The sequence below is a fragment of the Paraburkholderia sp. genome, from assembly GCF_047605525.1.
In the GTDB taxonomy this organism is placed as follows: domain Bacteria; phylum Pseudomonadota; class Gammaproteobacteria; order Burkholderiales; family Burkholderiaceae; genus Paraburkholderia.
Genome location: NZ_JASGFN010000019.1, coordinates 115690 through 127853, shown reverse-complemented (window position 1 = coordinate 127853; position 12164 = coordinate 115690). Strand labels below are relative to the sequence as shown.

Annotated in this window: 8 protein-coding genes; all 8 read left to right on the top strand. The window is 62.1% G+C overall.

Annotated features, from left to right (window positions below):
• The first annotated feature begins 91 nt into the window (after positions 1–91).
• Positions 92–1159, top strand: coding sequence for a GlxA family transcriptional regulator (locus QM685_RS25445; RefSeq protein ID WP_415120596.1), 1068 nt, complete (start codon positions 92–94; stop codon positions 1157–1159).
• Between the two features lie 642 nt (positions 1160–1801).
• Positions 1802–2818, top strand: coding sequence for a GlxA family transcriptional regulator (locus tag QM685_RS25440; protein WP_415120594.1), 1017 nt, complete (start codon positions 1802–1804; stop codon positions 2816–2818).
• Positions 2819–2866: 48 nt separating this feature from the next.
• Positions 2867–4237, top strand: coding sequence for an undecaprenyl-phosphate glucose phosphotransferase (locus QM685_RS25435; RefSeq protein WP_415120592.1), 1371 nt, complete (start codon positions 2867–2869; stop codon positions 4235–4237).
• A gap of 141 nt (positions 4238–4378) precedes the next feature.
• Positions 4379–5476, top strand: coding sequence for a polysaccharide biosynthesis/export family protein (locus QM685_RS25430; RefSeq protein WP_415120590.1), 1098 nt, complete (start codon positions 4379–4381; stop codon positions 5474–5476).
• Between the two features lie 49 nt (positions 5477–5525).
• Positions 5526–7184, top strand: coding sequence for a hypothetical protein (locus QM685_RS25425; protein ID WP_415120588.1), 1659 nt, complete (start codon positions 5526–5528; stop codon positions 7182–7184).
• Positions 7185–7246: 62 nt separating this feature from the next.
• Entirely contained in the window at positions 7247–7750 is a 504-nt protein-coding gene (locus QM685_RS25420; protein ID WP_415120586.1) for a low molecular weight phosphotyrosine protein phosphatase, read from the top strand.
• Positions 7747–10011 carry a polysaccharide biosynthesis tyrosine autokinase gene (locus QM685_RS25415; RefSeq protein WP_415120584.1) on the top strand — a complete coding sequence of 755 codons (2265 nt, stop codon included), beginning with the start codon at positions 7747–7749 and terminating at the stop codon, positions 10009–10011. The genes QM685_RS25420 and QM685_RS25415 overlap by 4 nt, the downstream gene beginning before the upstream one ends.
• Positions 10008–12161, top strand: a complete 2154-nt coding sequence (locus QM685_RS25410; protein WP_415120582.1) for a glycosyltransferase — start codon at positions 10008–10010, stop codon at positions 12159–12161. Before QM685_RS25415 ends, QM685_RS25410 begins: the two co-directional genes overlap by 4 nt.
• The last annotated feature ends 3 nt before the right edge of the window (positions 12162–12164 follow it).

The following is a 12164-nucleotide window of genomic DNA, read 5'->3' as shown; positions in this document are numbered from 1 at the left end:
CGCAGTCATTGTTTGTTTAACATTTAACAATTAAGAAAACGACAATCCTTGAAGAGGTTTTGCCGGCCAAAAAGATCAGGTGAAAAAGGCAATGGAACCGACACACACCTCGCCATCAGGATCGCGGTTCAACGCCGCCACTCGCATGCGGCCAGGCGCCACGACTCGCGTCGATATCGTGCTGTTCAATGGCTTCGAACTGCCGGAAGTTGCGGTGCTGATCGAGATATTTTCAAAGGCAAACGCGCTCGCGGTATCACAGGGATCGGCCCGCGCACGCTATGACATATCGCTGCTTTCGTCGGAAGGGGGGCGCATCGCAAGTTCGTCCTCAGTCTTCGTCTGGACCGACGACATCGACTCACACCGAGGCACGAACGATACCCACCTGATGTTCATCGCAGGAGGCGCGGGCGTACAGCAGGCTTGCCGTGACGAGCGTTTGCGCAATTGGCTTCGCCATCGGCATCAATTCAGCAAGCTCGTTCACCCTGTCGAAGAGGGTCGACTGCTCCTGGAAGCCGCCGGCCTGTCTACCCGCTACTGGTCGCTTCCCGACAGCGACGGCGGGTTGCCGGAGCGGCAATCCGCTCCGGCACGAAAAAGGGCGCCGGCGGTGGTGCGTACGGCATTGCACATCGTCGAGCACGACCTCAGTCCCGAACTCGCCGGCCTGGTCGCCGAGTCTGTCCTCCCGCAGCCGCGAACCCCTTTCAGCTCTTTTATGGCAAGCGGCAAAGCCTCGCAGGTCAGCGAGAAAATCATGGCATCGGCGCGCTGGCTGGATGCGAACGTCGACCGTCCCATTTCGATCGATGAAGCGGCGCGTCTCGCCGCCATGAGCGAGCGCAATTTCCTGCGCCGCTTCAAGAACGAGATCGGTATGACACCTTCCGACTACCTACTGCGCTCGCGGCTGAACCTGAGTTGCCGAATGCTGGTCGAGTCGCGTTTGCCTATCGACAAGATCGCGAGGCTCTGCGGAATCGGCAACGGGAGTCAATTGTCGAAGTTGTTCAGAAAGTACCTGGCGACCACCCCCACCGAATACCGGCTGAGCAACACCGCATCGTCCGGGCGCATAAACCGACGTTCACAAAACCTTCCTGCCCTTGGCTTGCGCCTCGATTTTCCGGACGCGCCTAAAGCCTCTCTTTAACCCGTTTCGCAACAGTGTCCAGATGCACTCGCGACGGCTTCCGTCGTTGCCGATTGCCGGTTATCGCACCGGAATGCGCGACGGGACTTATCGCATCTGCAATCTTGCGCGACAGATCTTCCGTCTTATAACGCGCTGGTTTTTCGAATCACATAAGCATTATGCATTTTTGAAATCCATTCGCGATTGTCGAAAAAAATTTTCAACACTAAAGATTCGACAAATGTTCAAGAACGGGACAAAAGACCATCCGCGCGAGGCAAAGCTCTCTATTCCCGGCGATGGGCCGGTGTCTTGAGCAATTCCGCCAACAACATGGTCGAATCGGACGGCGCCTTCTGACCCGGCGGCCCTCGCGAATATGATGCACCGCGGAAACCCGATATCGCTGTGAGTGCCGGAGGACAGCAGTATGGAATGCGCGACCTGATATACCCAGTAAAAGCCATTTACTCATTCCCGCGATTGGCCGGTGTCTTGAGTAATTCCGCCAACAGCATGGTCGAATCGGACGGCACCTTCTGACCCGGCGACCCTCGCGAATATGATGCACCGCAGAAAACCTGATATCGCTGTTAGTGCCGGGGGGCCAGCAGTATGGAATGTGCGACTGATATACCCAGTAAAAGCCATTTATTCATCATGGGTGGAAGCATTGGATCGACTCGTCGCCGCAAACAAATCGCGATCCTTTTGTTCGAGGGATTTTCGCTGATTCATATGGGACGCCTCGCGGAGACATTCAGTCTCGCGAATCGCTTTCGTCATTCGAGAAATGCGCCACACCACTATTACGAGTTGCGACTCATATCCTCGGGAGGGGGTGCCATTCGTTCGTCCTCCGGCGTGCTGATCTGGACTGACGCGGTCGACGTCCATTATGCGAGAAACGTCGATGCGCTTTTCGCGCTCGGCGGCGTGGCCCCGCTCATCGAAAAAGAGGAGCGGCTACTCTCGTGGTTGCGTCACACCTACCCTCATGCACAGGTGGTTCATGGAATCGGCGCGGGCCAGAGCGCTCTGGAGATGGCCGACCTCGAACCCAAGGATGGCGAGTTGCGAGAAGCGGATTCCAGTTCCTTGCCGCAGGGTGAAGCGCATGCAAATGGCGCGACGGGTATCGACGCCGATGCCGCTTGCGCACTGGTCAGCGCACTGTCCGTCGTCACGCGCGATTGCGGCCATGAGACAGCTCGTGAAGTGGCAGACGCGCTGCTGCGCGTGATGCCGAAGCGGTTCACTCACGCGGTACTCGATTCCCCGGAGTCGCGTGCCAGTGACCTCATTCGTACGTCAGCGCATCAGTTGCGGGCCAACAGCGAACACCGCGTATCGATTGCGAAAGCCGCGCAGGCTGTCGCGATGAGCGAACGCAATTTCCTGCGCCGGTTCAAGCAGGAGATCGGCGTCACGCCGTCCGAGTTCGTCCTGCGCGTTCGCCTCGAAAAAGCCTGCCACATGCTGGTGGATACCGACCTGCCCGCCGACAAGATCGCGCGCCGTACGGGACTGGGTAGCGGCGACCGGCTCGCCAAGCTGTTTCGTCAGCGGCTGTCGATGTCGCCCACCCAGTACAGGAGCGTCGAGCGCAAGCAACTGGCCGATAACGGTTCGTCGGAGCCGGTTGCCATCAAGCGCGCGCGCCATCCCACGTCGTAGTCAGCGAGAGATAGCGAGACGTTTAGTTCCAGCTTCGTGGAGATCCTCATGCAACAACTTGTCTCACGCGTGGCCAATTGCGCGTGCATTGCGCTCGCGGCCGCCATCGCCTCCCACATCGCGCCCGCGCGGGACGGTGAAATCAGTCCTCTTCGGTTGTTGTTCATCATCGTAATCCTGATGGCGTCAACGGCATTGTTGCCGACAGTCCAGGTTCGCGCCGCCTCGCCGATGCGTCCGATCTATCGCTTCTGCACACGCGTGTTGCCGGCGTGGCTGGCCGTGCAACTCGCCGGACTGCTGCTGCTGGCCTTCATTCACCGGCCGGATGCCGCATTGGCGAACTGGCTTGCGTGCTGGACCGGCATCGGCGCCGTCCTGCTCGCCGCGTGGCACTTCACCGCGCATGCGATGCGCCCCTTGCTGCGTACGGCGGGGCTGCGCGCGCGCAACGTCGTCGTGGTCGGCAACGGTGACTATTTCCGTCAGATCGTTGCGAAAGTCGGTTCCGATAATCGCCAGGATTTCCGTGTCGCCGATGTAGTCGAGCTGAACGCCGGCGACGCGGTCAGCGGCGAACACGTCAAGCCGGCGCTCTCTCATCTCGCGCAATTGGTGAAGTCCGGCGGCATTCACGAAGTATGGCTCGCATTGCCGTTGTCGGCGCATGCGGTGACGGCGCATTGCATAGAAACGCTCAGGAGCACGCTGGTCGAAATACGGTTGATGCCCGACTTCATGCCGCTGGGTCTATACGCGGGTATCCAGTCGGTCGACGCCCTCGACATCCCGTCGATCAGTCTTTGTCCATCGGCCATTTCCGACAAGGCGATGACCGGCAAGGAAATCTTCGACAGGGCTTTTGCACTGGTCGCGCTGATCGCTCTCTCGCCGCTATTCGTCGTGATCGCGGTGGCAATCAAGCTGTCATCGCCGGGACCGGTATTTTTCAGGCAACGTCGCAAAGGCCTGAAGGGGCAGCCATTTTCAATCTACAAATTCCGTTCGATGCGGCTTCATGCGCAGGAGCGGGGCGTTCTTCATCAGGCAACCCGCAACGACAGCCGCATCACGAAGGTGGGCCGCTTTTTGCGCCGTACCAGTCTCGACGAGATTCCGCAGTTCATCAATGTGCTGCGAGGCGAAATGTCGATTGTCGGCCCTCGCCCTCACGCGCTCGAACACGACGATCTTTACGGACCGCTGATACAGGGCTATCTCGACCGCTACCGGATCAAGCCGGGCATCACCGGCTGGGCTCAGATCAACGGCTATCGGGGCGAAACGGACGCGCTGGAAAAGATGGCGGGGCGCGTCGAATACGACCTGTATTACCTGCGTCACCGATCGTTCTCGATGGATCTCAAGATCGTCTTACGCACCGTCATTCGGGGATTCTTCAGTAACCAGGCCTACTAATCATTAAGTAAAGCAGCAGACCGTGAGAAGCAGGTCTCCGAGCTTTACAAAAAAGGAATAGAAGTGAAGCAATTGAAATCCAGATCCCGTGCGATACCACGCAGCGGCAGCCAGATATTTTCGATCAGCCGGCTGGCAGGAGTGGCAGTACTGCAATTCGCGTTGTCGGCCTGCGCGTTCGCGCCCGGCATGAAAATGCAGCCGTCCGCGACGTTGCCGGTGAGCGGCGCGACGGAGCAGGCGCCGGCCGGCAAGTTGCCCGTGCCGACGACCGAAGTCACGTTGTCGTCGATCGATCAGATCAGCAGCGAGATCCAGCACCGTGACGACGCCAGCATCAGCACGCTGCTCGCGCACGCGCAACCTTATACGGTCGGCCCCGGCGACGTGCTGCAGATCACCGTCTGGGACCATCCCGAACTCGCGGCCGCCCTGGGCGCGCAGCCGCCGGCCGACTCGCGTACCTATGATCCGCCGCCGGGATTCGTTATCGACGACAAGGGCTATCTGCGGTTTCCTTACGTCGGGAGTCTGCGCGTCGACGGCATGACGGTCGACGATGTCCAGCAAACGCTCTCCGCACAGTTGGGCAAGTCGTTTCACAACCCCCAGGTGACGGTGCGCATCGCGTCGTTTCGCGCCAAGCAGGTGTATGTCGACGGGGAAGTTCGTACGCCGGGAGCCCAGGCCGTCAACGATATTCCAACGACCTTGTACGACGCCATCAGCCATGCGGGCGGATTCAGTCCGGCGGCGGATCAGAGCCGCATTACGCTGACTCGCAACGGTCGATCCTACGACATCAACTTCACGAAGATGCTGCAGCGCGGCTTGAATCCTTCGAAGATCATGCTGCGTCCCGGCGATCTCGTACGTGTCTCCGCCAGAGAAGAAAACGGCGTGTTCGTGCTGGGTGAAGTCACCAAGCCCATCACCGCGCTGCCGCAACGCAGCGGCCAACTCACGCTGAGCGACGCGATTTCGCAGGCCGGCAGCATCAATTCCAACTCCGCGGACGCGGCGCAACTCTACGTGATTCGCGGCACGGGCAAGGACGCGCACGTGTACCACCTCGACGCCGCGTCGCCGGTATCGATGATCCTCGCCAACCGGTTCGAGTTGCAACCCAAGGACATCGTCTACGTCGACGGCAACGGTCTGGTCCGCTTCAGCCGTGTTCTGAGTCTTCTGCTGCCCGGCATCACCGCGGGTCTCTACGCCGGCCTGGTGACGAAATGATCTCAAAACACAGACCCTTCCGAAATACGCCCTCGACAGCGGGGTCGTCATGAATCGCCGCTCGGTCATGGGACTCTCGGCCGGCGTGGCGATGCTGGGCGCGGCCGCCGTTTCGCGGGGATGGGGCGAGTCCGCCGTCGACTCGCCGCAAAACGGATTTCTGTGGTTAAGCGAGTTCGCCGCCAAAGGCAAGGGCGCGAGCGACGACACCGGCACGTTCCAGCGTGCGATCGACTACGTGCGCAATATCGCGCTACGTACCCGCGACACGTCCTGCTTGCCGTCGTTGCTGATTCCTGCCGGCCGCTACGTGCTCACCGGAACGATCGACACCGCGCCGTGGGTCAAGTTGTGTTCGGTGGGCGGCGTCCTGCTCGATTTCTCGCAGTTGCCCGTGGGCCGCAACGGCTTGACCTGCCGCAACGAAACGACACTCCCCCCAACGGCGTTGCGCTTTCCGGGCGACCGGTCGCCGTTCCTCGACGGAACCGGCGGCACGATCTCGATTCTCGGCCCCGGCAGGGAAAAGGCGGACGGATGGGGAATCGTGATGGGCAACCGCGAGGCCGGGTTTTCCGGTGCCGTGCGCGATGCGGGCGGGCGCAACGTCGTCGTGACGGGCTGGCGTGGTGGGCTTCGAATCGATCCGATCAATACGTATCTGACCGCGTGGTTCTCGTCGCGCTTCGAACAGAACCGCGAAAACGGCATTTACGTCGCGCCGGGCGCTCCAGGCAGAAGCGTGAACAGCGGCGAGCGGATGAGCTTTTTCGATTGCACGTTCGCCGGGTCCAATCGCGCGATCGACATCGACTCCGACAGCATGGACTTCGTCTTCGACGCATGTTCGTTCGATTTCAACGGCGATGTCGTGCATTTCGGCCGTCAGGCGCGCTATGGCACGGTGGCCTTGAGCCACTGCCACATCGAAGGAATCGATGGGCTGCTGGTCAACGCGACAGCCTCGGGTAATCGCCTGCGCACCGTGTTGCGCGACTCGATCGTTTTGCCGAGGCACTGGAAACGCAAGGACCTCGTCAATGCGCCACGTCGACTGGTTGCGGGTACGGCGAAGTTCTCCGCGTCGGGCGTCGAATGGCGTTTCGAGTCGCCGGAACAAGAGGCGTTGACAGCGCTGATCGGCGACGAGGTGCCCGTCGAATCGTTGAGCGCGATGAGTTTTCAGAAAGTTCAGGCGTTGCCCTGGCGCGGCAACGTGGTCAACCCCGACAGCGTCTTCGCGCTCGACAGCGCCAACACACCCGTCAGCAAACTCACGCACTGGAGCGCATCGTTTGACGCTCCCGAAGCATTCACCGGCGCGATCATCGGCCTGAATGCGGCAGCGGAAAAGAGCGCGCGAGCCGGGTCGACACAGGCATTGCAGTTGATGTTGCCAGACCGCGGCGACACGCCCTTCTCCCTCGGCACGCGAGCCCCTTTTCCCGTGCGGCCCGGAGAAACCGTCATGGCCGCCTGTCGTGCCACCACGACCGGCACGACCGGCCGCATAACGTCGTCGTTTCAGTTCTACGCCGCGGCAGGGGTTCCGTTGAGCCTGAGTGAAGTTCAAAGCGTCGCGAACGAACTTCCAGCCGCACAAACTACCGTCCCGCCCGGCGCCGTTCAGGCCGTTTTCAAGGCGACCTTCACCGGTTGGACGGGAAAGCTCGAGATCAACGAATTGGCCATTTGGCGATCGACATGACGCCGGGTGCGAAAGCGCCTGGCCGAACGGACAACGCCTCAACATAACGAAAGCAAAACCAGATGATTTCCAAAGTTCTTACGGTTTGCCACGGAAACCTTTGCCGCAGCCCGATGGCCGCCGCCATGCTTCGACAGCGCGTCCACGGATTACAGATTCGCTCCGCCGGTCTCACCGCCGTGGTGGGAGAGCCGGCCGAGGCGGAGGCTATCGCGGCGATGTCCGAAATCGGCATCGACATCCACGCGCATCGGGCGACGCAACTGACCCGCCAGCTCGCGGATGACGCCGATCTCATCCTGACGATGACCTCGGCCCAGGCGCGCAGCCTCGAAGCGCTCTATCCGCCGATGCGCGGCCGCGTTTTCGCGATCCGTGGTTTCGACGACGTCGACATCGATGACCCGATCGGGTTGCCGCTCTCCGAATTCCGTCAATGCCGCGACGCATTGGCCCGCGGTATCGACTACTGGGCCGGCCGGCTGGCGAACCAGCGTGTTCCGCACGGCTGGGCCGACGGGCATGTCTCTTCCGGTGCGGTCTCTTTTGCCGGAGGTGAACAGTGAACCCGCCGACTATTCCGCACGAAGTCCACGCCGCCGAAAAGGAATTCAACCTGGCGGCAATGCTCGATGTGTTCATGCTCTACCGGCGCATGATGCTATGGATTTTCGGCACCGTTTCCGTCCTCGGCATCGTCGCGGTACTGCTGTCCGATCCGCAATACCAGGTCAACATCATCACGCAGGTCGACGAGGGGTCGGCCGCGACCACCGCGTCGTCACTGCTCGGTCAGGATCTTTCGTCGATGCTGGACGTCAAGTCATCCGCCGATACCGAAATGCAGGTGCTCCAGTCGCGGCTGGTCGTGTCGTCGGCAGTGGACAACCTGCACCTGTTCATCGATGCCGAGCCCGCGCGTTTTCCGATCGTGGGCCGTGCTATCGCGCGCTCGAACAAGGGGCTGTCCCGCCCGGGTTTCCTCGGCATGGGCGGCTTTACGTGGGGCGACGAGCGTATCACCGTCAAGCGCTTCGACGTTCCCACCGAGCTCGAGGGCGAACGTTATCGCCTGATCGTTCAGAATGGCGGCACCTACCAACTGTCGGGAACGGGGCTGAGCGGCGAGGTTATCGGGCGCGTCGGCAAGACGGAAACGTTCATCAGCGACGCCGGCCCGATCACGCTGGAGGTCGATGAGATTCACGCGGCGGTGGGCGCCCGCTTCAAGCTCACGCGGCAATCGCGTCTGGAGACGATCAACGAGCTGCAACGCAGTCTTTCCATCAGCGAGTTGGGCAAGGACTCCAATGTCGTGCAGGTCAAGCTGCGCGGCAGCGACCCCGCACTGATCACGGCGATCCTGAACGATATCGCGCATCACTACGTCGGTCAGAACGAGGACCGCAAGGCGGAGCAGGCGGCGCGATCGCTGGCATTCCTGCGCAGTCAGGTGCCCGATTTACGGCAAAAACTCGATGCGGCGGAAAGCGCGTATTCGGTGGTTCGAACCAAACTGGGATCGGTGGATCTCGACGGTGAGGCACGCGCCGTTCTTCAGCAGTCCGCCGACAACGAGACCGCGATCAGCACACTGCTGCAAAAGCGCGCGGACGCGCTGACCCGCTTCGAACCGACGAACCCGACAGTGCTTGCGCTCGATCATCAGATCGAGGTGCTTCGGGCGCAATCGGGCAGCTTCAACCAGCGTATCGATCGTCTGCCGGAGACCGAACGTCTCGTCGTGAAGGCGCAACGCGACGTCAAGATCGCCAACGATCTGTATGTCGGCTTGCTGAACAACATCGAACAGTTGCAGATCCTGGAGGTAGGCCGGATCGGCAACGTGCGCGTCCTCGATAATGCGTTGCTGCCCGACCAGCCGATCCGGCTGTGGCGTCCCGTCCTGTGCGTCGTCGTGGTCGTGCTCGCGATGTTCGCCGCCGCTGCCGCTGCTTTTATCCGCGACCTGCTGTTCCGTGGCATTGCCGACCCGCACGAGATCGAAGAACAGACCGATCTGAGCGTGTTTTCAGTGGTGCCGATGGCGACCCGGCGCGGCTTCCGTTGGGCCGGAAACTGGCGCCGCAAGCCGCAATCACGCCGCCCACTGGCGTTCGTCGATCCGGGCGACCCCGCCATCGAGAGCCTGCGCAGTCTTCGCACGGCATTGCAGTTTTCATTGTCCGACGCCGGCAACAACATCGTGATGTTCACGGGTCCGGCGCCGAACATCGGCAAGTCGTTCATTGCGTCAAACGTAGCCGCCGTGCTGGCCCGCGCGGGCAAACGCGTGCTGCTGGTCGACGGCGACCTGAGACGCAGTGGACTAAGCCGCGCGAACGGCTGCTTTTCCGCCGTCGGGCTGTCCGACGTGATCGCCGGGACCACTACGTTTGAAGCGGCGACCCGCAAGATCGAACGATCGACGCTCGATTTTCTCCCGAGCGGATCGCTGCCGCCCAATGCGGCGGACCATCTCAGTCGCGCGGGCGTCGCCGGACTCTTCAAGACGCTGTCCGAACGCTACGACGTAGTGGTCGTCGATACCGCGCCGCTTCTCGCGGTGCCCGATGCGGCGATTCTCGCGCCCTATTCCGACGGCAACGTCTTCCTGGTCGCGCGCGCGTCGATCACGAAGCCGGCGGAACTGGAGGAATGCGCACGCCGCCTGAGGCAGGTAGGCGTCGACGTGAAGGGCGTGATCCTCAATGGAATCGACCGGCACGCCGGACGTTTCCGCTATGGCGCGAGCTACGGCAGCTACCGCTATGCGCGCTCACGAGGTGAAGAGGCGCGTCCGGTGATCGACGAGGTGACGCCATGACGCAGCGACGCCGCGACGCCTGGGCGGCTTCCCTGCTCTCCGTCAGCGCGCTCGGATCGGCCGGACTGGCGTTCGCCGTCCAGGCGATGCTCGCGCGATCGCTGTCGGCGGCGGCCTATGGGCAGTTCGCCGCCGCGCTCGCGGTCGTGACGATCATTGCGCCGGCAGTCGGTTTCGGCGTGCCGTCGTTCTGGCTGAAAGCTTACGGCACCGAGGGCTGGCGGGCCACGCGCTGGATGGATGTATCGGTGCGCTTCATCGCCCGCAGCGCGCTGGTTTGCCTGATCGCCGCCGCGCTGTGGGCATGGCTCGGCACCGCGGATTCACGCACGGGACACCTGCTGCTGTTGATGCTTCCGGTGGTGCTCACGCAAGGGGCCATCGAAATGGCCTCGGCAAAACTCCAGTTGGAAGAGAAGTTCGGCCGCGTGGCGATGTGGCAGGCGCTGCAACACGCAGCGCGCCTCGCATTGGTGCTGATGTGCTGGCGCCTGGCGTCGGGCAGCGAGTCGATCGCGCTCGGCTTCGGTTGCATCGGCGCAGTCGTTACGTTCGGCGCGTGGCGCTCGGTCGCCGTGCTGCGAAGCGGCGCGGCGGAATTGATCGGACATGGGCCGAAACCGGTGGCGGCGAGCGCGGGCACTGATTTACCCACCCCCTCGATCGCGGAACTGTGGCGTAACGTCATGCCGTTCGGCATGTCCAGCGTGCTTTTCTACGCGTATGCGCAAAGCGGACTGGTCGTCGTCTCCCACCTCGGCACATCGCTGGACGCCGGCATCTATAGCGTCGCCGTGACGATCCAGAGCGCGCTGTATCTATTGCCTACCGTTCTGTTCCAGAAACTCCTGATGCCGCGTCTTCATCGCTGGGCCGCGTCGGGCGACGAACGCCTCGAGCGGATGTATCGGGACGGCAACAAATGGATGCTCGGCTCCGGCGTCGCCCTCGCCGGAATGGCCGCGTTGCTCGCGCCGCTCATGGTTCCGCTGGTATTCGGCCGGCAATACGAACAATCGGTGAGTGTCGTCGTGCTGATGGCGCTGAGCACGCCGTTCCGGTTTCTGACGGTCAGCGCATCCTCGGTGATGACGACCCGCGATCTGATTCGCGTGCGCAACCGCTGCGCGTCGATCGCGCTGCTGTTCAGCGTGATCGCGACCATCATCGGCGTATCGGTCGCCGGCATCATGGGCGCCGCGATCGCGTCCGTATCGGGCGAGATCGTGTGGGCCGCATTGTCCGTGCTGTGCGCGCGCCATTTCCTCGCCCGGGCACGACGCAAACCGGCGCGGGCCGCCGCCGATCAGCCGGTTGCGCCCGATACGCCGCTTTCACGGCCCCAGCCGGTTCCCGTCAGCGTGATCATTCCCTGCTTCAACTGTCGTGACACGATCGGCCGGGCCGTCGAGTCCGTGTTCCGGCAAACGGCCCGGCCGCGCGAGCTGATCCTGGTCGACGATTGCAGCACCGACGGCACACGCGAGCTTCTGGGCGAACTGGCGAAGCAGTATCCGACCGACTGGATGCGCGTCATCGAGCAGCCCCGCAATGCCGGTCCCGGAGCCGCGCGCAATGTGGCGTGGGCGGCGGCGGCGATGCCCTACATCGCGTTCCTCGATTCGGACGACAGTTGGCATCCCGCGAAAATGACGATTCAGTACGGATGGATGCAGGCTCATCCTGAAGCGGCCATCACCGGTCATCCCGTCGCGCAACTGGAACCCGGCGAGCAGGCCGAATGCCAGCCATGGCCATCGGTTTGCGCGCCGCGTCCCATGTCACGCCGGCGGATCCTGTTCTCCAACCGCTTCACCCCGTCCAGCATTCTGATGCGCGCGGACGTCGGCGCCCGTTTCGACGAAACCAAGCGACATGCCGAAGACTATTTCATGTTGCTCGAAGTGGTGCTGGTGGATCGCGGTAATGCATATCTGTTTCCTTTTCCGCTTTCGTATGTCTACAAGGCGCAGTTCGGCGCAAGTACCGGCCTGAGCGCGCAACTCTGGAAGATCCAGAAAGGTGAACAGGACAACTACCTGCGCTTCCGGCGACGCGGCGTGATCAGTCGTGTCGAGTGGCTTTGCTTTTCGCTGTTGAGCGCGGCCAAATATTTCCGGCGCTGTCTGCTGTCGCGGAGATTCACGTGAAGC

Bases quoted from the DNA above. Each gene is read 5' to 3' on its own strand.
- QM685_RS25440 (WP_415120594.1), top strand. From the start codon at position 1,802: ATGGGTGGAAGCATTGGATCGACTCGTCGCCGCAAACAAATCGCGATC.
- QM685_RS25410 (WP_415120582.1), top strand. From the start codon at position 10,008: ATGACGCAGCGACGCCGCGACGCCTGGGCGGCTTCCCTGCTCTCCGTC.
- QM685_RS25425 (WP_415120588.1), top strand. From the start codon at position 5,526: ATGAATCGCCGCTCGGTCATGGGACTCTCGGCCGGCGTGGCGATGCTG.
- QM685_RS25420 (WP_415120586.1), top strand. From the start codon at position 7,247: ATGATTTCCAAAGTTCTTACGGTTTGCCACGGAAACCTTTGCCGCAGC.
- QM685_RS25445 (WP_415120596.1), top strand. From the start codon at position 92: ATGGAACCGACACACACCTCGCCATCAGGATCGCGGTTCAACGCCGCC.
- QM685_RS25435 (WP_415120592.1), top strand. From the start codon at position 2,867: ATGCAACAACTTGTCTCACGCGTGGCCAATTGCGCGTGCATTGCGCTC.